This window comes from Marinobacter daqiaonensis (assembly GCF_900115285.1).
Taxonomy (GTDB): Bacteria; Pseudomonadota; Gammaproteobacteria; order Pseudomonadales; family Oleiphilaceae; genus Marinobacter; species Marinobacter daqiaonensis.
Genome location: NZ_FOYW01000001.1, coordinates 2,012,789 through 2,037,240, shown reverse-complemented (window position 1 = coordinate 2,037,240; position 24,452 = coordinate 2,012,789). Strand labels below are relative to the sequence as shown.

General features: G+C 64.2%; 14 protein-coding genes. 5 read left to right on the top strand and 9 right to left on the bottom strand.

The features are described from left to right. Positions 1 to 94: 94 nt before the first annotated feature. Both BM346_RS09240 and BM346_RS09235 read right to left on the bottom strand, forming a co-directional pair. Positions 95 to 985, bottom strand: a complete 891-nt coding sequence (locus BM346_RS09240) for a chemotaxis protein (RefSeq protein ID WP_092011240.1) — start codon at positions 983 to 985, stop codon at positions 95 to 97. A 129-nt stretch (positions 986 to 1,114) separates the two neighbouring features. Continuing rightward, complete coding sequence (locus BM346_RS09235; RefSeq protein ID WP_092011237.1) at positions 1,115 to 4,345, bottom strand: bifunctional cytochrome P450/NADPH--P450 reductase; 3,231 nt, start codon at positions 4,343 to 4,345, stop codon at positions 1,115 to 1,117. A 131-nt stretch (positions 4,346 to 4,476) separates the two neighbouring features. Here BM346_RS09235 and BM346_RS09230 point away from each other — a divergent pair, with 131 nt between their 5' ends. Next, positions 4,477 to 5,100 (top strand): TetR/AcrR family transcriptional regulator, encoded by a 624-nt coding sequence (locus tag BM346_RS09230; RefSeq protein WP_092011235.1) that lies wholly within the window; start codon positions 4,477 to 4,479, stop codon positions 5,098 to 5,100. 57 nt (positions 5,101 to 5,157) lie between these two features. Here the strand turns inward: BM346_RS09230 and BM346_RS09225 are convergent, their stop codons facing one another. The 6 genes from BM346_RS09225 to recC all read right to left on the bottom strand — a co-directional run bounded on the left by BM346_RS09225 (position 5,158) and on the right by recC (position 18,546). Beyond that, positions 5,158 to 6,519, bottom strand: coding sequence for a TrkH family potassium uptake protein (locus tag BM346_RS09225; RefSeq protein ID WP_092011232.1), 1,362 nt, complete (start codon positions 6,517 to 6,519; stop codon positions 5,158 to 5,160). Then, the gene (locus tag BM346_RS09220) at positions 6,516 to 7,169 is read right to left on the bottom strand and encodes a potassium channel family protein (RefSeq protein WP_092011229.1); all 654 of its coding nucleotides are present in this window, start codon (positions 7,167 to 7,169) and stop codon (positions 6,516 to 6,518) included. Before BM346_RS09220 ends, BM346_RS09225 begins: the two co-directional genes overlap by 4 nt. Positions 7,170 to 7,887: 718 nt before the next feature. Continuing rightward, entirely contained in the window at positions 7,888 to 8,775 is an 888-nt protein-coding gene (locus tag BM346_RS09215) for an SDR family NAD(P)-dependent oxidoreductase (protein WP_092011226.1), read from the bottom strand. A gap of 233 nt (positions 8,776 to 9,008) precedes the next feature. Beyond that, complete coding sequence (recD, locus tag BM346_RS09210; protein WP_092011223.1) at positions 9,009 to 11,243, bottom strand: exodeoxyribonuclease V subunit alpha; 2,235 nt, start codon at positions 11,241 to 11,243, stop codon at positions 9,009 to 9,011. Then, a complete protein-coding gene (gene recB / locus BM346_RS09205) occupies positions 11,240 to 14,953 on the bottom strand; it encodes an exodeoxyribonuclease V subunit beta (RefSeq protein ID WP_092011220.1) in 3,714 nt (1,237 codons plus the stop codon). Before recB ends, recD begins: the two co-directional genes overlap by 4 nt. After that, entirely contained in the window at positions 14,950 to 18,546 is a 3,597-nt protein-coding gene (gene recC, locus BM346_RS09200) for an exodeoxyribonuclease V subunit gamma (protein ID WP_092011217.1), read from the bottom strand. The genes recB and recC overlap by 4 nt, the downstream gene beginning before the upstream one ends. 110 nt (positions 18,547 to 18,656) lie before the next feature. On the opposite strand from recC, the gene BM346_RS09195 reads away from it, so the two are divergent. Next, positions 18,657 to 19,442, top strand: a complete 786-nt coding sequence (locus tag BM346_RS09195) for an SDR family NAD(P)-dependent oxidoreductase (protein WP_092011214.1) — start codon at positions 18,657 to 18,659, stop codon at positions 19,440 to 19,442. 30 nt (positions 19,443 to 19,472) lie between these two features. Here the strand turns inward: BM346_RS09195 and BM346_RS09190 are convergent, their stop codons facing one another. Then, on the bottom strand, positions 19,473 to 19,763 hold the full coding sequence (locus tag BM346_RS09190; protein ID WP_092011211.1) for a DUF6482 family protein: 291 nt from the start codon (positions 19,761 to 19,763) through the stop codon (positions 19,473 to 19,475). Positions 19,764 to 19,938: 175 nt separating this feature from the next. Between BM346_RS09190 and BM346_RS09185 the strand changes: the two genes are divergently transcribed. From BM346_RS09185 to BM346_RS09175, 3 genes are all read left to right on the top strand, one after another. Then, positions 19,939 to 20,391, top strand: a complete 453-nt coding sequence (locus tag BM346_RS09185) for a DUF4864 domain-containing protein (RefSeq protein WP_092011208.1) — start codon at positions 19,939 to 19,941, stop codon at positions 20,389 to 20,391. A 69-nt stretch (positions 20,392 to 20,460) separates the two neighbouring features. Beyond that, entirely contained in the window at positions 20,461 to 22,161 is a 1,701-nt protein-coding gene (locus BM346_RS09180) for a VRR-NUC domain-containing protein (RefSeq protein WP_092011205.1), read from the top strand. Next, positions 22,158 to 24,428 carry an ATP-dependent DNA helicase gene (locus tag BM346_RS09175; protein ID WP_092011202.1) on the top strand — a complete coding sequence of 757 codons (2,271 nt, stop codon included), beginning with the start codon at positions 22,158 to 22,160 and terminating at the stop codon, positions 24,426 to 24,428. Before BM346_RS09180 ends, BM346_RS09175 begins: the two co-directional genes overlap by 4 nt. Positions 24,429 to 24,452: the final 24 nt, after the last annotated feature.

Sequence of the window (24,452 nt, the reverse complement as noted above, 5' to 3'; positions counted from 1 at the left end):
CTTTGCCGATGGGATGCTGCTGGAGGCAGAGTATATCCCCGACGGCCTGGCAGCAAAAGGCGGCCGACGATGGACGAGGCGGGGCCGCGGCCCATCAGGCCATGGTGGTTTTGGAGCCCCGCAACATTGCCTCGAGCAGTTCCTCGGCGTCGAACTTGGTGAGGGCCTCGTTCGCCCCTACCTGGCGGGCGTAACTGACGCTCATTTCACTGTTCAGGGAGGTATGGAGGATCACGTAAGGCTGGTGCATGGAACCGTCGTCCCGCAGGTGGAACGTCAGCTCATAGCCGTCCATACCTGGCATCTCGATATCGCTGACCAGGATGGTGACAGGCTTCTGGTCCTGGTTGGCCTCGATCAGGATGTCCAGGGCGGTCTGGCCGTTACCGGTTACCTGGTAGGGAATATTCTCTCGATCCAGGGCATCGGATAATTGCCGGCGCGCCACCTGGGAGTCATCCACCAGCAGGATGCGCTGCCCGACCAGGGTCTCCCGTTCGGGATCGGTGAGCTGGGTGGGGGCGCTGCGCATGGATTCCGGATAGACCCGGGCCAGCAGCAGTTCCACGTCCATCAGCTGTACCAGGTCGTTGTCGATCTGCAGCAGGCCGGTAACAAAGGCCTGGTCGCCCAGCGCCCGGGGCGGTGCCTGAACCTGCTTCCAGTTGGCCTCGACAATGCGGTCGACGCTGCGAACCAGGAAACCGATCTCCTGGCGCTGGATGTCGGTAACAATGATGGAGGCGGTCTTGCGGGCTTCCGGGTCCAGGCGCGGGTACCCCACAGCGGCCGCCATGTCGATAACCGGCACGGCCGAGCCCCGGAAGTTCATGGTGCCCACCACCGCGGGATGGCTCTGGGGCAGCTGGGTCAGCCGCTGCATGGGCATGATCTCGCGGATCTTCAGGGTGCCCAATGCTGACAGGCGGCTTCCGCCCAGGCGGAACAGGAGAAGCTTCTGGGGAACAGCGTTGCCTTCGGTCATCAAGAGATTCCGGACGTTGGTTGCCATTTTTCGGGAGGTATCGGGCAATGGTAGCCGACGACCCGCAAAAACTGGAGGCTGCCTTTGTTTCCGTTTGTAGTGTGTATATCGGGCCCGGGGGAGAAACCTTTAGCCGGTGCCGAAGATATCCTGGTGGTAACGCCCTTTCTCCATCAGCGCCTGCAGCCAGAGGGAGGCCTCCTCCCGGGTGCCGCCGGTCTTTTCCTCGCAGATACGGATCAGGCAGTCCCGCACCGCTGGCGCCATTCGGCTGCCGTCGCCACAGACATAGACCGGGGCACCGTTCTGCAACATCGTCCATACCCTCTCCCGCTCACCCCATAGGGCGTCCTGGACGTGGCGGTAGGGATGGCCCGGCACTGCGGAGCAGGCCGGTTGCCAGTCGACGATACCCTGGTCCTGCCAGCGAATCAGGTCGTCCCCGTAGAGACTGTCGTGGTCGGGATGGCGGCAACCGAAGAACAGCAGGCTTCGGCCGACCGCTGTGTTCCGGTCCGCCAGAATCGCGCGCTCTTCAAGAAATGCCCGGAAAGGGGCCAGCCCGGTGCCCGCCGCCACCAGGATCATGACCGTGGCCGGATCCTCCGGGGGCGCGAAAGCCGGGGTGGGGGTGCGGATGTAGCCGGGCAGGGTGTCCCCTTCCTTCAGACCCTTGAGATAGCCCGATGCAACGCCCCGGTACTCCCCCTGGCCGGACCAGGCCGGTGCCTCGACGGTACCCACGGTCAGGCGGACCTGCCCGGGGCTGGCAAGCGCGCTCGAGGAAATCGAGTAGAACCGGGCCCTTAGCGGCGGGCAAAGTGCGGCGAAGACTTCGAACGGCAGCTGTATTGCGGGGTGGGTTTCCAGCAGGTCCACCACGGACAGTCGTTTTTCCTGGATCTCGTGGTGGTACTGGTCACCATCCTCCACCACGTTCTCCAGAACCTGGCGGGTCCGGGGGCAGGCGCTGTGAGCCGCCAGTACCCGCAGGTCGCGGCGGCTGGCCGGCTCCTGTAGTTCCAGAAAGTGGCCCAGCAACTGGCCGATGCTCACGGTCTGGCCCGCCGGCAGGTGGGCCGGCGTATCGTGTTCGGGGAAGGTCACCAGGTCCGATGGGTCCAGACCCAACAACCCGGTCACCCGCTCGATCAGCCGGGGCGCGTTCGAGGGGTAGACCGCCAGGTGATCGCCGGTTTGATAGCGCATGCCCTCTGGCAGCTCGAGGGTAATTTCCCGGGTCGAGGTTCTGGGCTGGCTGCCGGAGAAGTCAGCGAGTCCGTCAGGGTTCCGCACCAGTTCCCGGTTACCTGTCACCCTGAGGGGGCGGGCATGGACCGGTAGCACCAGGGCGCGGGTAGCCTGTTTGTCCACGTAGGTCAGGGGCAGCGCAATTGCCGTGCCGCCGTCACTCCCACTCTCCTGGCCCAGGCTTCGCCAGAGGTTATCTATCCAGTCTTCAACGGCACCTTCAAAGTCGCCGTTGCCATCGGCGGCCCCACGCTCCGCCAGCTCGGTTGCACCGGTCCCGGCAAGGGCGGCGGCGATCCGTTTGGGGAAGGCCTGGTAGTTGACCCACTGGGTGTTGCCGCAGCCGAGCACCGCAAACTTCAGTTCCGGACGCGTGACTGCGGCCAGGCCATCATTGTCGAGAAGGCGCTCGAAGGCCTTGGCGCTGTCCGGCGCAAAGCCGTTATAGGTGGCGGTGACGATCAGAAGAATGCCGAACTCCGGCAGTGACCCCGCAAGATCGTCCAGGGGAACGCAGCGGGCATCGAAGTCCAGTGCCGCCGCCCGGGCAGTCAGTGCCTCGGCGATATCCCGGGCCGTGCCAAGGCTCGAGCCCCAGGCCACAGTGAAGGGCTCCCCGTCGCCTTGGACACCACTGTGTTCCGTCTCGGATCTGTCCCGGTTTCCGGTGGCGACCGATGTCGCCAGGCGGTCGTGAGGCTGGCGCCGACGGGCGCGGATACGGAAATTGTCCGGTTTGAGGGTCAGGGTCTCCTTGATCTCCAGCTGATAGTCGTGAGGGTCGCTCAGGGCGAAGCGCTGCAGAATCAGGGCGAGGGCCAGCTTGGCCTCGGTCAGCGCAAACTGGCGGCCGATGCAGGCCCGCTGGCCGTTACCAAAAGGTTTATAGCCGTGGGGATGGATCTTCGCCTCGTTCTCCGGCAGGAAGCGGTCAATGTCGAACACTTCCGGATCGCTCCAGACCGCCGGGTCACGGTGCAGCGCCGGGAGATGGACTGAGACCCCCTGGTTACGCCTGATCCGGTAGCGGCCGCCGATGATGGTGTCCTCATAGGGGGCCACCATGAAGGCCGGCGCTGTGGGCCACAGCCGCAGGCTCTCCTTGAGGACACGTTCAATGACATCCAGCTGCGCCAGATCCCGGTATTCCGGCACGGTGTCGCCGGGCAGCAACCGGTCCACCTCGGCATACGCCTGGGCAAGAACATGGGGGTTACGCAGCAGGAAATAGAGGGTGAAGGTCAGCAGGCCGCTGGTGGTTTCGTGGCCGGCCACCAGGAAGGTGAGCACCTGATGGCGGATGTTGAGGTCATCCAGGGTTTCGCCGGTGTCCGGGTCTTCCGCTGTCAGCATCAGGTTGAGCAGGTCGTTGTCTCCGGTGGGGTTTTCCCGGCGCGCCCGGATCACCTCATCCACCAGGGCGTTCATGGTGTCGATGTCGGCGTAATAGTCCGCCGGGTCCCGGCGCAGCCGGTTGAACATGGGAAGCTGGGTCAGCTTGGCCATGTTGGCGGCCAGGACCCGCACCATGGCACCCAGGAATGGATGCAGCTGTCGCGACTCGAAGGAGTGGAAGCGATAACCGAAACCGGCGAGGGAAATGGTGTCCAGGGTGAGGCGGGTCATGTCGTCCGCCACCAGGATGTCCTCCCCGGGATGGGATTCCCAGCGTGTACAGAGCTGGCTGGCAACCTCCAGCATGGCGTCGAAGTACCCTTTCATGGCCCGCTGGCTGAAAGCCGGCATCAGGATACGGTGGGCCTTGCCCCAGTTCGGCTCATCACTTTTGGCGGTGAACAGCCCGTCGCCCACGATATCCCGCAGCAGCGACAGCGGCGGGCGGACCACTTTTCGAAAGCGGGTCTCATCGGACAGCTCTTCCGCCAGTGCTGCCGATGACACGAAAGGCGTGGTGAAACCACCGAAGTCCAGTTCAAAAATGCCGTCATAGTTCCGGGAGACTTCCAGGAAATACTGGGCCATGCGTGACTTGGGGATCTGCAGCAGGTTGCCCACCACCGGCCAGCGGGGCGGATGGGGGATGGGGTGGAGAGGTTCTGCCGACGTGGTGCTGTCGGAACTGCTGGTAACGCCCGGATGCTGCTTCATGATCGTTATTATAGCCTTACACTGTAGGGTCCATGAAATTTACCCTACGGTGTAGGGCTGGTCAATGATGCGCTTTCCGGGCATCATTGGAGCCTCCGATACCACCACAGGCCGGATAGCAGGGAGGCCCCTTGGCACGACAGCCCCAGCAGGTCCAGAAGAAAAGAGAGCCCCTCAGCCCCGAGCGCATCTACCGGATGGCCCTGACCCTGGTTGACGAGAAGGGGGTGGAGGACCTGAGCATGCGCAAGCTGGCAGTGGCCCTTGGGGTGGACGCCATGTCGATCTACCACCACGTGGCCAACAAGCAGGCCCTGTTGCAGGGTGTGTTCCAGACGGTGCTCGAGGAGCTGCCGTTGCCGGAGCCCATGCCGGACAACTGGAAGGTGGCCCTGCGGCAACTGGGTATGGGCTTTCATGTTCTGGCCAGGCGTTACCCGGGTATCTTTCCGGCGATGATCGCCAGCCCCTATGGCACCCCCAGGGAGCAGGAGATTTTCAGCTACATCCAGCGTGCGTTACAGAAAGCCGGGCTCAGGGAAGAGGACCGGCCCCGGACAACCAGCGCGCTATATACCTACGGCATCGGCATGGCCAGCGTGGCGGCCAATGGCCTGCGGTTACGACCGCTTTACGGAGACCCCCTTCCGGACACCGGTACGGCCGGTCATGGCACCAGCGAAGAGGATGCCGCCTTCAGCATCGATCTGATGCTGGCGGGTATCGAGCGCATGCGGGACGATCAGGGCAAGTGAGCCTGTGGGCGACGCCATGGTCTGTTTCTGTGACCCCGCGCCGCACCGGGTCCTCCATCAACCGACCGGCAGCTCTGTTCGGGCATACCGTATCTGGGACTTGCTCCGCATCGTAAGGATATAGCCCACCGTCAACGGGCCCACCCGGCCAATCAGCATGATGGCCATGATGATCAGTTGCCCCGCCGCCCCCAGGTGCTCCGTAGTCCCCCTCGAGAGTCCTACTGTGCCGAAGGCCGATACCACCTCGAAAGCGATGTCGAGAAAGTCGTCCTTCACCAGGATCGTCAGGCTCAGAACACCGACGAACACGAGTGCCATGCCCAGGGTCGTCACGGCAAGGGCTTTCAGCACCGCTTCCCGACTGATGGAGCGCCGGAAAAGGTTGACCCTCAGGTTACCTTTCAGAAACCCCCGGGTGGCGGCGAGCAGTATCACAAAGGTTGAAATCTTGATCCCGCTGGCCGTGGAGTTGGGGGCAGCGCCGACGAACATCAGCAACAGGAACAGAACACTGGTCCCGGCAGTGAGCGTGGAAATGTCAACGGTATTGAAACCCGCCGTCCGGGGCGTGGTGCCCTGGAACCAGGCCGTCACCAGCTTGTCGGTGATGCTGTCCAGGGCGCCGAGGGTGGCGGGATTGTTGTATTCCAGGAGCAGGAAAACGGTCATTGCCACCAGGTTCAGTGTCAGGGTCGTGACCAGGATGATTTTGGCGTAGACCGACAGCCTGGTGAAACTGCGTTTCTGGATCATCTCCATCACCACCAGATAGCCAAGTCCCCCGGTAATGAACAGGGCAGTCACCGACAACGAGACACCGGCGTGGGATACATAGGCCGACAGACTGTCTCCGGAAAGCGCGAAGCCGGAGTTGTTGAAGGCGGAAATGGCGTAGAACAGGGCGTAGTAGAGGCCGTTTGCCCAGCCCCGTTCCGGCACGAAAAAGAGGGCGAGCACCACCAGCCCGATGCACTCGGCAATCAGGGCGAACAGTGCAATGGATTTGCTAGCCCGTTTGGCCGTGGTCAGGGTGACTTCATTGAACGCCACCTGGGTAACCACCTGCCCCCGCAGACCCAGCTTGAAGCCGAGGGCAAGCAGTGTGAGCACCGCGAAGGTCATCAGGCCGAGGCCGCCCAGCTGGATAAGGGTGAGAATGACCAGCTGGCCGAACAGGGAGTAGTGGCTTCCGGTCTCCACCACCACCAGACCGGTTACCGTTACCGCCGAAGTGGCGGTGAAAAACGCCTCCAGCCAGGTAACCGGTATTTCGGTGGCAAACGGAAGTTTCAGCAGGCACCCGCCCACGACAATCAGGCTCAGGAAACTTTCGATCAGCAGCCTGGGTGGATTGAGCTGCTGGGTTCCCCGGGTATCGCGACCGGCTCGGATCAGGGAAAGAACACTGGATTTCATAAATCTCGGGCGAGTTCCCTGAGTGCCTCCAGCTGCCCTGCCAGTATCAGTTTGTCCTCCGCTTCGATGGTGAGGGAGCTTTGAGGATGAACCAGCGATTGGCCGCCCCTGCGGATCATTAACGCATGGACCTCGGTACTGCCAATAACATCTTCCAGGGAGCGGTCCACCAGCTCGTCGGTTGCGTGCAGCTCAACCACGAACTCCTCGCCGCCCAGGTCTAGATAGTCCTCCACCATGGGATAGTTCAGTTCCTGGGCCACCCGCTCACCCATTTCATAATCCGGGTCAATCACCCGGTCGGCGCCCAGGCGTTCGAGGATGCGGTGGTGCTGGGTGGTTACCGCCTTTGCCCAGACCTTGGGCACGCCGAGCTCTTTCAGTCTCATGGTGGCGAGGACGGTCGCCTCGAAATCCTGCCCCATGGCCACCACCGCAACGTCGTAGGAACCCGCGTCCACCTCTTCCAGGGCGTCGTCATCGCTGACATCGATGATCACCGCGTGAGTCACCTGATCCGCCAGCCGATCGACTCTGTGCTCATCGTTGTCGACGCCCAGGACGTTGTGCCCCAGCCGGGAAAGTTCGCTGGCGATCGTGGACCCGAATACGCCCAGGCCGATGACCAGGATTTCCTGCTTTTCGATCATGAAACTGCTCCGCCGGTTCGTTCGATCACCCTGACTGCCGTCGGGAAATCATGCTCAAACAAAAAAATAGCAGCATATGCGAGGTCCTAGTGTCCCGGCCGGTTAATTCGCTGACCTATTGCTTGCCGCTGGCGACTCTGGCCAAGGCGTCAGTCCGCAGGTGTGGTGGTTCCACATCAAGGGCTGACAACACAGGTCCAGAGTCGCCAGCGGCAAGCCCTCCGGGAGCCCCTGAAAGCCTTGAGAGCTGTGTTGCGGCGCCTCGATTTGGAACCACCAAACCTTCGACACCGCGCCTTGCTCTCAAGGCTTTCAGGGGCTCAGTAGGTCAGCGAATTAACCGGCCGGGACACTAGGCCTACCAGCCCGGAAAGGTTTTATTGCTCGCCCTCTCCCGATCCCGTCCCAGCCCAGACCCTCATAAAAGTATAGCCGCTCTGGACAGAAGCCCACGGATGGTCCCTGGATGTGGTCATGAGTACCCACTTTGGCCCGGTCCCGGTATGGACCGTCCTTTCGCAACGGTGCCCCCCAGCGCGGGGAGAGTTATCAGGCACTGAAGGCGGGGTCAAACGGATGCCAATGGCAGCGATGGTTCACGACCGCCTGGGATTATTGGGCGTATTCGTGATGTTTCCGCCGCAGTTCCGGCGCTAGCAGGTTCGCTGAAGACGGGACCGTCACCCGCCAGTGCGTCGACGGTCCCGGGACAGGGGCGTCAGCTCTTTTTCTGGCTGGCGATCAGGTTGGTCATTTCCTGCTGCCCCTGGGCCGAGCCCATCCTGGGTACCTGGCTGTCAGTACGGTCGGCAATCTCCGAGAACCGGGCAGCGATTTCATCAGCAGCATCCTCGCCCTCACCAATGTAGACGCCCCTGGTCAGGGTGATGTGGGCACATTCGAAGGAACCGGCGCCAGCCGCCAGGATGGCCCGGTTGGGAGCGTCCTCCGAGCACAGGAAGACCACGCCCGGGGAAACCGTTTCCGGACGCAGCTTCTCAAGTACTTCCGGTGGCATCAGGCCTTCGGTCATCTGGGTGGCTGCGGTGGGCGCCAGGGAATTGACCCGGATGTTGTACTTCTCGCCCTCCAGGCTCAGGGTCTGCATCAGGCCGACCATTGCCAGCTTGGCGGCGCCGTAGTTTGACTGGCCAAAGTTGCCGAACAGGCCAGACGACGAGGTGGTCATCACAATACGACCGTACTGCTGATCGCGCATGATCTCCCAAACCGCCTTGGTGCAGTTCACGGCCCCCATCAGGTGAACATCCAGCACTGTGCGGAAGTCCTCCAGGTTCATCTTGACGAAGGTCTTGTCCCTCAGGATGCCGGCGTTGTTCACCAGGATGTCCACCCGGCCCCACTGGTCCATGACGTGCCGGACCATGGTTTCCACCGCGGCAAAGTCGGCCACGGAACAGGCGTGGGCAATGGCCTCGCCGCCGGCGGCCCGAATCTCCTCGGCCACTTTCTCCGCCGGCTCCTCGCCAAGGTCGTTCACCACCACTCTGGCCCCCCGGGCGGCGAGGGCCAGCGCGTGACAGCGGCCCAGCCCACCACCGGAACCGGTCACGATGGCGACCTTGTCATCCAGTCGAATTGTCATATCGCGTCTCCTGTTTTGTTGCGTTCTTGGTTGTTAGGAAAGAAAAGTGAGTATAAAGGGGCGGTAAGTCCCTGTCTGTTTTGCGGGCGGGTGCGGCCCGTCGGTGTCTCTGTCGGCGTAGTTCCTGCCGGCGATGTCATCCTGATGGTTATCCCCTGTGGCGGATTCCACCGTATTATCCCCTGGAGGCGATAAAGAAAGGGTGAACCTGATTTGCCGGGTACGGTGTGAACCTATTGCCACAGCCGCTCAGCCAGCCCCGAAGCCCGAATAACCCGCTGGCGCACGCTTTCCCTCAACACGGCTTCATTCCCGGTAATCAGGCTGAACCAGTTGCGGGCACGGGTGATGCCGGTGTAGACCAGCTCCCTCGTCATCACGGGGCTGAGCCGGTCCGGCAATACCAGGCAGGTGTGGTTGAACTCCGAGCCCTGGGACTTGTGCACGGTCATGGCGTAGTTGGTTTCCAGCTGTTGCAGCCGGCTGGGGGAGATCCAGCGGATGTTGCCGCTGCCATCAGAACTGGAAAACGCCACCCGTAGCACCTGTCTCGTCCGACCGGCTTCATCCTGATCCCAGGGCAGGCTGAAGGTAATGCCCACATCGCCATTCATCAGCCCCAGGTTATAGTCGTTGCCGGTTACCAGCACCGGCCGGCCGGCGTACCAGCCTTCCGCCCTGGGAATCAATTGCTCGCCAAGGAGGTGGCGGGCAATCTGGTCGTTGAGACCCTCCACACCCCACGGCCCCTGGCGCAGGGCGCAGAGCACCTGGAAATCCCCGAATGCGGCCAGTACCCGCTGGGCCAGGGCATCCCACGCTTCACGGGGGCTGTTTTCCGCCAGCTCATGGTCCTTCATCAGTGAAAGGTAATGCCGGTAACCCACTGGTGGCGGTACCGGCTGGTTACCGACAACGCGTCCCTGGCCCTGATGGCGGAAAGCCCCGGGCGTGCCGGTGAGGGCGTGCCGGTTGACCAGCGTCCGGGTTTCTTCGGTGCTGACACCGGTGTCCAGCCAGGCCACGTCCTCGAAATTGCCGTTGCGTGCCCCCTCGAGCATGGCGTCGTCGAGGGCGTTGGTGTTCACCGCTTCCGCCAGCTGGCGGATACCGCTGGTCTCAGTGAAACGATAGCTTCTGCGCAGCATGGCCACCGCCTGGTCCATGGCCTGGCCCTCGGGATCGGTCAGATCGTCCGGTACCCGGTCGCCGGTGATGGCCTGCAACCAGTCGGTGGTGCCGGGCCGGTAATGGGCCTCCTGTGCCCGTTGGCACAGTTCCCCCAGCACCGCACCGGCGTCCACTGATGCCAGCTGGTCCTTGTCCCCCAGCAGGATCAGATGGGTGGACCCGGGCAGGGCGTCGAACACCGAGGCCATCAGGTCCACGTCCACCATGGAGGCTTCGTCGATCACCAGGATGTCCACCAGCAGCGGGTTGTCCCGGTTGTGACGGAACTGGCGGGTGTCCGGGCGACTGCCCAGGAGGCGATGCAGGGTAGTGACCCTGGTGGGAATGTCCGCGACGGTCACCTGGCCGGGCAACTGATCCAGGGGCAGACGGCTGACCGCGCCGCCGATGGATTCGTTCAGGCGGGCCGCGGCCTTGCCGGTGGGAGCCGCGAGCCGGATCCGGTACTTGCGACCCTGCCGAAGGGGGGAGGCTCCCGCCACCGACTGCAGTGCCGCCAGCAGGTTCACCACCGTTGTGGTCTTGCCGGTGCCCGGCCCGCCGGTGATCACCGCGAACCGGTTCCGGGCGGCCAGGGCGCAGGCCAGTTTCTGGTAGTCCACCCCGGCCTGGCTGCCGAAGAGGGCGGCCAGGGCCTGTTTGAGGGTGCCGGCTTCGGCTGAACCGGAGTCGGCCACTGACGAGGGCAGGGCCAGGCGATCACGGATACCCCGGGCAATCTTTTGCTCATAGCGCCAGAACCGTCGAAGGTAGAGGCGGTGTCCGTCCAGCACCAGCGGCGTTGATTGTGAGCCCTCGCTGACGGCCGCAACCCTGTCCAGGGCGGCCAGGCAATCGGTCAGGGCAATACCGGCGAGCAGTTCGCCGGGGCGGGGCAACTGCTCCATCTCCTGCGGTGCGACAGAGCTGGCCAATGACTCCTCCGGAGGCAACGCAACGACCTGTCCGGCATCCCTCATCAGTTCCCCCAGGTCCACGCAGACATGGCCCCGGCCCACCTGGTGGGACGTCAGGGCCGCCAGCAGGAGCAACAGGGGCGGCGCCTCCTCCCCCTGTTCCCCGGACAGGGACCGGATCAGCCGGGCAAACTCCACATCCAGAGGACGGATCCAGTCCGCGGCCCGCCACCGGGACAGCAGCTCAAGAATGGTTTCCGGCTCGGCCAGAGCCTCGCTGGCGTCGACGACCCGTTGGGAGGGTTCCGGGCTGACCTGTGGAATCGGATCCTGCTCAAACTCCAGGTTGAACTGGTTTTCGTGGTTCTTTTTGCGTGTCATGCCGCCTCCCCCTGAATGGACTCGCCGTCGAACAGGGCGTCCAGGGTCTCGATCAATACCCGGGGTGGCCGGTCCGCGAAAGCGCCTGCGGAGGGTGCCTCGACGCCCCGGAGGAACAGATAGATGGCGCCGCCGATGTGGGTGTCATAGTCATAATCCGGCAGGCGCGCTTTCAGCAGCCGGTGCAGCGCCAGCAGGTAGAGTACGTACTGCAGATCGTAGCGCTTCTCCAGGATCGCCTCCCCCATGGCCTGGCGGGTGTAGGCGCTGTCATCCTCGCCCAGGGCGTTGGACTTGTAGTCCAGCACGTAATAACGACCCTCGTGCTCGAACACCAGGTCGATAAACCCTTTGACCATTCCGTTGAAGTGCTGCTGTTCCACTTCCGGACGGTCGGCTCCGTTAAGGGTGTGTACCCGCACCAGTGTGTCCAGGTCACGGATGCTGACATTGCGGCTCTCGAACCAGAACTCCAGCTCCGGCCGCAGGGTGGTGAGCTCACCCAGGGCGACCCGGTCGGGGCCCTGGCGGTCCAGGGGCAGTGGCTGGCGTATAAGGGTTACCAGCCAATCGGTGAGGGGGGCCGCCCACTCACTCCAGCCCCGGGTACGGCAGCGACGGGCGAGCTGGTCCCGGAGCTGTTCCGGCTGGCCGGCGATGGAGGCCAGCCCCTGGCGGGTACACCACTCCAGTACGTCGTGGAGAAAGGTGCCGGGCCCGGCACCCTTGGGGAAGTGATGCTGGTTGCGTATCAGGGTGGTCGCCCGGCGTTGGCTGGCTTCCTCCTCCAGGCGACTTTCCTCCAGCAGGTTCTGGGCCTCGGCGTCCTCCACCTCGTCGGTGAAAGCAATGCCGGTGCCTGCAACACCGCCGTATTCGATGGCGGAGTAGCTGGCAATCCACCAGTCCTCCCGGGCCTGGCGGCTGGAGATCAGTGCCGGGCCCAGGCTTTCCGGGGCTTCTTCAGTGTATTCGTTGTCGGCAGCCTCCGGCAGCGGGGTGACGGCGATTGCCGGGTGGCCGTCGGCGAGGGCCCGCAGGCACCGGGTCAGTTCACCATCGGCTCCACCATCGCCATCCAGCAGGTAGCCGAGCCCGCTCCGGTGCCAGTCCTGGAGGGCGGCCACGCCCACCCAGGTGACATGGCGGGCCCGTGTCAGGGCCACATAGAGCTTGCGGATGTCTTCACCCAGCCGCTCCCGGTCGGCCCTGGCCAGGTCGTCGGCCCCGGGATCAAATACGGTAACCAGTCGGCCCCGTTCATCGTGGAAGCGCACGAAGGCCTGCTTCTCGTTTTCCGCCCGGAAGGCGGTGCCGAAGGGCAGAAACACCAGGGGGTATTCCAGACCCTTGGACTTGTGCACAGTGACCACTTTCACCAGGCCGGCATCGCTTTCCAGGCGCAGGGTCCGGTGCTCATCCTCGCCATCCGCCGCTCGCAGGATCTGGGTGAAGTGGTGCACCAGGGCGTGCTCGCCATCCAGCTGAAGGCTGTCCTGCTGCAGCAGTTCGGCGATGTGAAGGATGTCCGTCAGCCGGCGCTCGCCGTCCGGACGCCGCAACAGGCGGCCGGGCACGCCGAAATCCATCAGGAAGCTGCGAAGGGTGGGCAGGATGCCCTGTTCCTGCCATTGCCGCTGGTAGCCCATGAAACGCTCGATTTCACGCTCGAGGGCCACCTCATCGGTGAGCAGCTGGTCAAGGTACCGCCACGGCAGCGCCAGGGTCGGCGTTGCCAGGGCCGCCCGTGCCAGGGCCAGCTGCCGGGGTTCGGCAAAGGCCCGTAGCCATCCAAGGATTTCCCGGGCCTCCGGCGAGGTGAGCACAGAGTCCCGGTCCGACAGATAGACGCTTCGTACCCGGCGGTCCTGCAGGGCGTCCCTGACGGCGGCCGCTTCGTTACGGTTGTTCACCAGGATGGCGATATCTCCCGGACGCACCGGCTCGAGATCGCCAGCGTCGTCCGCCAGGACAAAGCCGGCTTCTTCCCGCTGGCCCAGCTGGAGGAGCCGGGCGACTTCACTGGCGCAGGCCTGCGCCATCTGCTCGACAGCCCGGCCCTTGGCCAGGGGGACCGGCTCACCATTCCTGGTCTGGCCGGTACTCTCGAGGGTCCAGAAGGTGAGGTTGGGGCGGGGCTGCCCGTCCACGGTCCAGATGCGGGACGTGCCCTTGGCGGCCACCGGATTGAACGGCAGTGGCGTACTGTCACCCTTGCCGAACAGAAACGCGCCGTCTCTTCCCCTGGCATCACCGTACTCGAAAATCCGGTTAACGGCCTCCACCATGGGCTTGGCGGAGCGGAAGTTGCGGCCCAGGGTCCAGATGCGGTCCCGAACCCCCTGGCGCGCTTCCAGGTAGGTATGGATGTCAGCACCCCGGAAGCCGTAGATGGCCTGCTTGGGGTCGCCGATCATCAGCAGGCAGGTGGACGGGTCGTTCCGGGCGACCCGGTAGATTCGGTCGAAGATGCGGTACTGCACCGGGTCCGTGTCCTGGAACTCGTCGATCAGCGCCACCGGAAACTGACGGCGGATGGTGGCGGCCAGCTGATCGCCCCGGGGCCCGTGGAGGGCCTCGTCCAGGCGGGTGAGCAAATCGTCAAAGCCCATCTCGGAGCGCTTCTGTTTCTCGGACTCCAGGCGCCGGTGAATCCACTGGGCGGCGTGCCTGAGGATATCAGCCCGGGCGGTTGGCAGATCCTTGCTGAAAGCCATCAGCTCGGCGATGGCATGGAATGCCGGGTGGTCGGGTACCGGACCGTCTCCCTTGAGCTTGGCAGGCAGCACCTCCGGGGTCTGGTTCTGCAGGCCCGCCTTGTCCAGGCCGTCCGGTAATAGCGCGCCGGAGTCCGCCCAGGCCAGAAGGTGGTCCCACCCGGTGACCATGGCTTTGCGGCTGCTGCCGTGCAATCGCTTGCCGAGGCCGTCCAGCAGGTCGAAGACCTCGTCCCGCCACTGGTGCCAGGGGTAAGCGCGCAGCTCATCAGCCCGGCGCTGACGCTCGCTGACGGCATCTTCAATAGCCTGGCGCACCCCGCCGCTCGGTGCACTGATCTGAGCACCCTCGGGTAGCAGGTTACGCACGGAGTTGCGCAGTGCCCCCGGGGTCTGCCAGTGCTCCAGGATCTCGTCCTGCAGCTCGGGCGGTAGCGGGTAGGCGAAGGTGCGCCAGTAGTCCCGGACCACATTGTCCAGCAGCTCCGTCTGGTCGGTCTCCAGGGTCAGGCGGAACAGGCTGCCGCTATCGAAGGCATGTTCGCTGAGCATCCGGTTGCACCAGCCGTGGATGGTGGATACCGCTGCCTCGTCCATCCATTCCGCCGCCAGCAGCAGTTTCTTGCGGCATTCCGGCCAGGTGGCCGGGTCCGGATAGCCCTGGTCCCGCAGCTGATGGATCAGGGCGGTTTCCGCTGTTGGAGTGTCGCTGTCCGCTGTTTCCGAGAATACCTCCGCGGCCTGGGTCAGGCGGGCCCGGATACGGTCCCGAAGCTCCTTGGTGGCGGCCTCGGTGAAGGTCACCACCAGCAGATTGGGAGGCAGTATGCCCTGGGCCAGGGGGGTATCCCGGGGCTGGCCGTGACCCAGCACCAGACGCACGTAAAGGATGGCGATGGTGAATGTCTTGCCGGTGCCGGCACTGGCCTCGATCAGGGTACTGCCATTGAGGGGCAGTTCCAGGGGATTCAGGGTGGCATTTTCACGACTCATGACTGACCCTCGATCTGGTCGGCGGCGGTCTTGTCCTGCTCGGCTTCCCACAGGGGCACATAGAGCTGGTGCAGCAGGCCTTCGAATGCCTCATTCACGATATCTTCGGGATGCTCGAAGGCGCTGCGCAGATAACCCGCGTCCCGATCCAGGGCGGTGTTATAGGCCTGTTTCGCGTCCTCGATGGCCCTGTCATGATCCCCCCGGTGTTTACTGCTCTGGTAGAAGCTGTAGATCCAGGCGAAGCCCGCCTCGCAGTGCAGGGGCAGGGCCCGTGTGGAGGCGGCGATCCACTGGGCCAGCATGGCATCCAGATGGATCCGGGCCTGGTCTGCGGGTAGCGGCTCGAAACGGAAACGGCGGCCCTCCTCCTTGCCCAGGATCAGGGTGGTGAACGGCCGCTCCGTGAGCTGGCCGGCCAGGTGAAGTACCCAGTCTTTCATCAGGTTGGCGTAGCGAACCTTGCGGGTGCTGCCCGAGCCGGACAACAGGCTGGAGCGGGACACCACCAGCCGGCAGAGGCTGCCATCCGGGCTCCGGCGCAGGCCGTCGATCAGGTCGAGCACCTCCACCGTGCCCTTATCGCTGGTGAAGCGATGTTCAAAGGTGACCGGTTCCGGCAGCGCCTCGGGAAGCCCGGCCAGGGCCTCACGATAGCGTTTGTGAAGATCCGGCAGGCGTCCGGCCAGCTCCGAACGCAGCCGGTGCTCGGTCAGTCCCATGCCCAGGTCGCCACGGCGGGCCATCCGGTTCAGGGTGGTCTCCAGACGGCTTTGCAGTTCCTTGTCGCTGTCGGCCTTGAGCACGGCCTCGCCGATCAGCTCATTGTCCAGGCGCCAGCGGTCCAGGCCACTGAGATCAAAGTTCTCGTTGTCGGTGTCGTCTTCTTCCACCTCCTCGAATCGCACCTGCAGCCGGCGCTGGAAGAAGGTTCCCACCGGGCGCTTGAGGAAGTTCGCCAGGTCTCCGAAGGTGATGGGCTCTTCTGGTGGCTGATAAGCCAGGGGCTGGTGGAGCTGTGACGGATCCTCGTCCCTATGGCCGTGAGCACTGCGCCATTCCCGCTCGAAGGTGAACAGGTGGCGGTTGTGCAGGATCTCCTCAAGGGGGCGTGGCGGGCTATCCGGTGACGGCTCGAGACCATTGGCCCGGGGGAAGTAGGCCCGGCTGAAGGGCTGCAGCGGGTGCCGTGTGGTGAGGGCGGCGGTGACGCCCTGATCTTCGTTACCGGAGACCCGCCATAGACTGTCCAGGTGGTCATGGAGCTGGCTCACCAGCACCGAAGGCGGCCGTTCCGAGTCGTCCCGGATACTGCGGCCCACCCAACTGATGTACAGCTGCTCCCGGGCGGACAGCAGGGCCTCCAGGAACAGGTAGCGGTCGTCCTCCCGGCGGGAGCGGTCCCCGGGGCGATAGTCGTTGGCCATCAGGTCGAAGTCCACCGGCGGCCGCGAGCGCGGATAATCACCGTCGTTCATGCCCAGCAGGCACACCTTGCGAAAGGGTATGGCCCGCATGGGCATCAGGGTGGCGAAATTCACCTTGCCGGCAAGAAAACGCTGGTTGAGGCCGCCTTCGTCGAGGCCTTCCAGCAGGACGTCCTTGACGATATTCAGGGGCAGAGGCGTCTCCTGCAGGCCGGCGGCCAGGGCGTCCGTGAGCCATTGCTCCAGCTGGCGGCGGAACCGGTTCAGCAGCAACAGGTCGGAGCCACTCACATCCCGGAAGAATTGCTCCAGCATGTCCGAGAACAGGGTCTCCCAGTCGCCTGGGGTCCTTGGCGACTGCAATGTTTCCCACAGGCTTTCCAGCTGCAGCACGAAGTCCGAGAGCCTGCCGGCCAGGCTGGCCTGCAGTCCTCCCACCTCGGCGTAGGGTTCCACCCCGGCCCAGGGCTCATCATCGCCCATGCCATAGCCAAGCAGCATCGACCTCAGGCCGGACTGCCAGGTGTTGCGGGTCAGGTCGCCGGGTAGCTCCAGGCTTGCCCGCTGGCGGTCGTGCAGGCCCCATCGGATGTTGGCGCCTTCCACCCAGCGCCGGGCCAGGGGAATCTCCTCCTCACTGATGTCAAAGCGCTGGCGCAGGCCCGGAACTTCCAGCAGGCTGATGATCTCGCTTACCGGGAAGCGGCTGCGGGGCAGCGACATGAGGGTTTCCAGGGCGATCAGCACCGGCTCGTGATGACGCTGGCCCTGGTCGGAGATGGTGAAGGGGATGTGGCGCTTGCTGCTGGCCTGATAGCGGCCGAACACCGCCTGGATGTGGGGCGCATAGACGTTGATGTCCGGCACCATCACGATCACGTCCCTTGGCCGCAGGGCCGGGTCCGCATTGAAAGCGGCCAGCAGCTGGTCATGGAGGATTTCCACCTCCCGCTGGGGGCTGTGGGCATCGTGGAAGGCCAGGGAATGATCCCCCCGGGAGTCGAGCCGCCGCTGCTCCGCGCGGATCTCACTGAGGGGCGTCAGGTTATAGATGTCGTTCTGCAACTGATGAAGCAGACGCGGCTCATCGCCATGGCCGTGTGGAGAAAAAATGTCGATCTTCTGGTCCGGGGTCTGGAACCGGTCCCGGTACTCGTCCGGGTTGTCGAACTCATCCAGCAGCCGGATGTAGTCGCGGCCCTGTTTGCCCCAGGCGGCAAGCAGGGGGTTGGCATGCTGGTGGAGCTGGTCCGGGTCGGTGACGCGGGACAGGCCGGGGTGGGTTTTGCCACGCTTGCGCCGGGCCTGGAGCAGGTCGCGGTCGCTGATGATGTCCGCCCAGTAGAACTGGCAGGGGTTGTGGACGCACAGTACCACCTGGCTGAAGCGGCTAAGCACATACAGGGCTTCCAGCGCCTGGCGGGGCAGGGAAGACACGCCAAAGACAACAATTCGTTTGGGCAGCCGTTGCGGGTTGGAGGGTGCCGGCAGCTGCTGGCCAGTGTTCATGAAGCGGGTATGGATGCCCGATCGGCTCGTCCCGGAGGCCTCCCCGACATCCGCCACCAGGGCCCGCCACAGCATGGGTTGCCAGCGGGTCTCGCCATCCAGCATCTGCTCCCCGCCCCGGGGCGAAGTGATGCGGTCGTGGCCCTGCTCCCAGGCGCTGAGCCAGTCCGCACGGAATACCTGGTACTGGTCGAACAGGTCGGCCACTTTCTCCGCCAGCTGGAAAGCCCTCAGCTCCGGGTCGGTGCCTTCAAGAAACCGGGCCAGCGGATTATAGGCGTCGTCGGTGGCCACCAGTTCCGGCAGCAGCCGGTACAGCCGCCAGAGCAGGCGACGCTTGTCGAAGGGCGATTCCTCCGGCACCTCGCCATTCGGCAGCACCGCCCGGTACGCCTGCCAGATGAAACGGGCGGGGAACAGGAAGTCCATTCCGGCGGCGATGCCCAGCCCACCGTTACCGCCATCCGCGGAGCGCTTTTCCGCCAGCGCCAGCTTCAGCCACTGGGCAATGCCATTGCTCTGGACCAGGAAGGTCTCGCTTTCCAGGGGGGGCAGGGGGGTATGGTGGCACAGGTACACCACGGCCCGGCGCAGATCTTCCAGGTGATTGGCGTGGATGGCATGGAAGCCGGGGTGGATGGTGACGGGCTCGGCCATGGAACTCCTTGCTGGGTGGTAAATGCAATCCTGACGCTGAAGATTACCGTATGTGCCACAGTAATCAGAGACTGATTATGCCTGATCAGGCTGACTTTTGGAGGTGAACCATGTGGACTCTGATAGCAGGCGCGGGTTCCGGTATCGGCCGGGCCCTGGCCCATGAACTGGCACGGGACGGCCACCATCTGATTATAGCGGGCCGGACACGGGACAAGCTGGAAGCCGTGGCCGCCGGGCTGCGGGAGCAGTATCCCGATCGTGTCGTATGGGTCGCCGTTGCGGATTTTTCGCGACCGGATGATGTTGCCCGCCTCGCCAGCCACATTGCCGGGATAACCGGCGCCATACATCGCCTGGTCTATTGCGCGGGTGACGGGGAGCCAGCGGCGGATGTGGAAAGCTGGGACGTGGCAGACCTGAACCGTGCCCTGGCGGTTAATGTGGCAGCGCCGCTGCAGCTGATACAGGGACTGATGCCGTTGTTGTACCACCCGGAAAAGGCTGCCCGTGTGGTGATGCTGGGGGCGGGCATGGATCAGACTGTGCAGAAGGGCACGGGCAGTTATGGTGTCAGCAAGATGGCGCTGAGACGGCTGGTGCGTCAGCTGGCGGTTGAATTCGACGCCTCCCCCGAGGCGCCGGTCATCAGCCTGTTCCAGCCGGGCATGGTGGACACGGACGGGTTGCGCGCCCACGCATCAAGTGCCCGTTCGCTGGGGTTGCCCCATGCCAGCTGGCTGACAGAGCGCCTGGACAACGGCGACTGCCTGACGCCGGAGCAGGCCGCCTCCGCCATCGCCTTCACCCTGAAGGACGTCCCGGAAAGCGATTTCCACGGCGCCGTCTTCCATGGCCGCGAGCTGGTGGATTCATTGTCGTTCGCGGGCAGCTGATTTCGTTTCTGCAACCGGTTCGCTGTGGCGTTACTTGAGCGGCACTTTCATGGGTCGGAGGCCTTCCTCCGGCATACCGACCATCTCGTCGGTGCCAGCCGCGGCGATCACCACTGTGTCCTTGACAGGAATGTCGTCGAACGCTTCCCGGGCGGCAGCGGCTCCAGAATACCGTATGACCTCGTCGTGGCCATCGGTGACGACGTACCAGCGCTCGCCAACCCTGACCCGTGCCATGTAGTAACGACCCTCAAGAGAAACGATCTCCAGGGTATCGACCGGGTCGACAAGATTCTTCAGTTCGGTATGGGAAATATGCATTAAGGCGCTCCTTTCTGGTGACTTGTGCGGGTGCGTCATGAACGGGGTACGTGGGAGATTGGCGCTCAGCTCAGTTTTTATTCATCCTGGAAGCAAAAGAGCTCGTATGTTTTCTACGATATCTGTGCCGGCACAGGGTCGGCACGTTTCCTGAGGCAGAGCCCGGGAGGTGACAATGTGGAACAGAACTGGAGTCCGATCGCGCCTGCACGGTGCATCCGCCGGGCTGCTGGTGACATTACTGGTGCTGGCGCTGGTGACTGCAGTGCCGAAGGTAACGGCGGGTTCGGCGGAAGCAGACATCCGGGACACCATCCTGCGGCAGATCGAAGCGTTCGCCACCGATGATCACCAGCGGGCCTGGGATATCGCCTCCGAGGGAATCCAGCGCCGCTTCGGCACCTCCGAGGTGTTCCTCAGCATGGTGGAGCAGGCTTACCCGGCAATTCACCGGGCCACTGCCATCGAGTTCCGCGAGTATGTGCCCCACGGTTACTTCGACATCCAGGTGGTGCGTCTTACCGGGCCGCAGGGCGCCCGATGGAACGCCTATTACCGCATGGTGGAGGAGGATGGCCAGTGGCGGATCGCCGGTGTTCGCGTTCAGAAGGCCGATACCGGTATTTGAGGTGGGCGCCCGGTCGTCGTAAAGTGAGCACTCTGGTTCCCCCGAAAGCAGGTTTTGTCCCCATCCCCTATGACCGATTCGCACCCGCAGGCCCGGCCGCAGACCGCCGACCTTGCCGATCCGCTGTATTACCTGGCCAATATGGAAACTGTTGTCACCTGGGTGGCCGGTCACCACGCTGACCTGCTGACACAGGATGAATGCGATCGTCTGGCCGCCTTCGGCAACCTGTCGGTTTCCGCCCGTGCCCTGCTGACCCGAATGGTGATGCGAACCGGTGAGCTGTTTCGCCTGGACAAGTTCAAGTATCCCGAGCTACCCGACTCCGAAGCCAGGGCGCTAATGGAGCTGGGCACCAGGGGGTGGCTTGAAGACAATCCTGAACTGACGCTGGACGACCTGTTTCGCCTGTTTACCCTGGCGGAACTGCGCCCGGCCTTTGCCGCCACCCTCAAGTCTCTTGGCCATCCCTCCGGCCTTCCCAAGGGGAGGATGAAAGCGCTGCTGGCGGGGGAGTTCCCGGATCCCCGGCCCGTGAGCAAGTGGCTCGGGCATGACCGCCATCCGGTGGTGCGTCTGCGCTACATGGCGTTGTTCGACCGGGTCCGACTGATGTTCTTTGGCAACTTGCGACAGAGCTGGTCTGACTTCGTGCTGGTGGAGCTGGGCTACCAGCAGTATGAAACCGTCCCCCTCTCACCCCGGAGCCGGGCATTCCATGACCGGGGGGATGTAGACTGCTACCTGGTGATGCACCAGTGCCGGGAGCAGCTGGATGCCGGGGTGGCCGCCCCTGATGTCTGGGGCCAGGTGCCGGATCCTGCGGATAACGCCTGGCTCGCCAGTCGCCGCGACCGACTGCTGCTGGAGCTGGGGCGTCAGGCGGAACGCCAGGGAGAACCGGAGCTGGCGCTGGAGGCCCTGGCGGGGAGTCATCACCGGGAAGCCCGCCTGAAGCAGCTCAGGCTGCTGGAGCGCATGAAGCGTTTCGACGAGGCCTGGGCCATTGCCCGGAACTGGCATGACCAGGACCTGAGCGACGCCGAGGCCCAGGGTCTCGGGCGCCTGCTCAAGCGGTTATCCAAAAAGGTTGGCGAACCGGCACCGCCACTGGACGATACCCCCGTTCCCGAGACCTTCACCCTGATCCTGCCTGAGCCGGGCCCGGTGGAGTGGCTGGTGCAGCAACACCTGACCACGGACGAGTGCCCGGTGGTCTATGTGGAGAATACCCTGATCAATGGCCTTTTCGGGCTGCTGTGCTGGGAGGTGATTTTCACGCCGATGCCCGGTGCTTTCTTCCATCCCTTCCATGTGGGGCCGGCGGACCTGACCCGGGAGGACTTTGTTTCCCGTCGCCGGGATCTGCTGGAAGCCTGCTTCCGCCAGCTGGACACGGACGCCTACCGCGACACCATCCTCACCACCTGGCGCCGGAAGCAGGGCCTGGCCAACCCTTTCGTCCATTGGCAGGTGCTTTCCGGGCCGCTTCTGGAGATGGCCCTCCATTGCATTCCACCGGTCCACCTCAAGGTCCTGTTCCGGCGTCTGCTGGCCAACCTGAAGGAGCACCGCAGCGGCTTCCCGGACCTGATCCGGTTTGTTCCGGACCACCCCGAGCCAGCGCAACGGTACGAAATGATCGAGGTGAAAGGCCCCGGTGATCGCCTGCAGGACCACCAGCGGCGCTGGCTGGCGTTCTTTGACCGCCAGGGGATTGCGGCGCGGGTCTGCCATGTCCGGTGGCAGGAGCCGGAGTTCGGCCCGTGAAAGTGGCGGTTCGAACCCTTTGCGAGTTTGCCGCCCGGCGCGGTGACCTGGACTTCCGCTACACCCCGGCCCCCTCCAGTGAGGAGGGAATTGCCGGCCATCAGGCGGTGCAGGCAAGCCGTGGCTACGGCTATAAGAGTGAGTTCTCACTCACCGGAAACTGCCTGGGTATCGAACTCACTGGCCGGGCAGATGTGTACAACCCTCACAAGCCCCTGCTGGAGGAAATCAAGACCCACCGCGGCGACCTTTCCCGCATCCGCGACCATCAGCGTGCCCTCCATCGGGCACAGTTACGGGCCTATGGCGCCCTGCTTTGCCGCCAGGAAAACCTGAAATCCGTGACCCTGGCGCTGGTGTACTACGACACGGGACGTAACAGGGAAAGCCCGGTCACGGAAACCGCCACCGCCGACGAGCTATGGCGCGAGCTGGAAGCCCTGTGCAGCGCCTTCCGGGCCTGGGCCGAACAGGAGGATCGTCATCGCCAGGCCCGGGACCAGCGCCTCGGGCAGCTGCGGTTCCCATTCGACGAGTTCCGGGCCGGGCAGCGACGGCTGGCGGAAACCGTTTACCGCAATGCCGTACAGTCCCGATCCCTGTTGCTGGAGGCACCGACGGGACTGGGCAAGACCCTGGGTACCCTGTTCCCGGCGCTGATGGCCATGCCGGCCGCCGGCCAGGACCGCCTGTTCTATCTGACCTGCCGCAATACCGCCCGCGAGCTGGCCATGGGCGCCACCGAAGCCCTGCGGCAGGCCCAGCCGGATCCCCACCACTGGCCACTGAGGACCCTGGAGCTGGTGGCGAAGGACGACGCCTGCGAGCACCCGGACAAGGCCTGCCACGGCGACGCCTGTCCACTGGCAAGGGGCTTTTTTGACCGTCTTCCGGATGCCCGGGCGGAAGCGGCCCGGGTACAGGGGCCCCTGAGCCGTGAACGGCTGGCTGAAATTGCGGCCGGCCACGACATCTGTCCCTATTTCCTGGGCCAGGAGATGGCCCGCTGGAGCGATGTGGTGGTGGCCGACGTGAACCGAATGTTCGACCAGAGCGCACTGCTACATGCCCTGGTTCGTCAGAACCAGTGGAAGGCCGGCGTGCTGGTGGACGAGGCCCACAACCTGGTGGACCGGGCCCGGGGCATGTACTCGGTAAGGCTGGACCAGCAACGATTGCTGCGGGTCCGCCGGACAGCGCCCAGGCCCCTGAAAGCGCCAATGAATCGGGTGGCAAAAGCCTGGCAGGAGGTGATCAGCGAACAGGGCGTGGACAGCTCCGAACCGGTGTTCCTGAAGTCACTTCCCGGACAGCTCACCGGCAGCCTGCAAGGACTGGTGTCCGGTCTGACTGACTATCTGGCGGACAACCCGCCGGATCTGGCGCTGCAGGAGCTGCTGTTCGAGAGCGTGGCCTTCATGAAACTGGCGGATCAGTTTGGCGACCACTCCCTGTGCGAGTACCAGCGGGCCGGTCGTGGCAGGGCCAGCCTGACCTTGCAGAACCTGATACCGGCGGACTTCCTGCGGGACCGGTTCCGGGCGGCGGCTTCGGTGCTGCTGTTCTCCGCCACCCTCACCCCCGGCGTCTACCACCGGGATCTGCTGGGCCTGGCGGAAGACACCCGGTTTACCTCGCTTCCCAGCCCCTTCAGCGCGGACCAGCTGCAGGTTCACTTCACCCCGCGCATCAGTACCCGCCAGCCCGACCGGGAACGGTCGCTGGAACCCATTGCCGAGCTGATTGCCGGCCAGTTCCGTGAACGCCCGGGGCACTATCTGGCCTTTTTCAGCAGTTTTCGCTACCTGGAGCAGGTCACCGAAGCCCTGGCCCACATTGCCCCGGATATCCCCCAGCGTCCCCAGAGACCGGGTATGAGCCAGGCGCAGCGGGCCGATTTCCTGGCGGGCTTCCGACAACCGGAACCGGCCGTGGCGTTCGCCGTGCTGGGGGGCGTGTTCAGTGAGGGCATCGATCTGCCCGGGGACCAGCTGATCGGGGCCTTTGTGGCCACCCTGGGCCTGCCGCCCTTCGACCCCTGGCACGAGGTACTCAGGACCCGGCTGGAGGAACGCTTCGGTGCCGGCTACGACTACACCTACCGCATCCCCGGCCTGCAGAAAGTCGCCCAGGCAGCGGGAAGGGTGATTCGCACCCCGCAGGATGAAGGCGTGATCTGGCTGATCGATGACCGTTTCCTGCAGCCGGCGAACAGGAACCTGTTGCCGGAATGGTGGTTTGATCGGGATACGACTGAGACCCGCTAGCTTTCGACACCGGTGCCGTTCTCG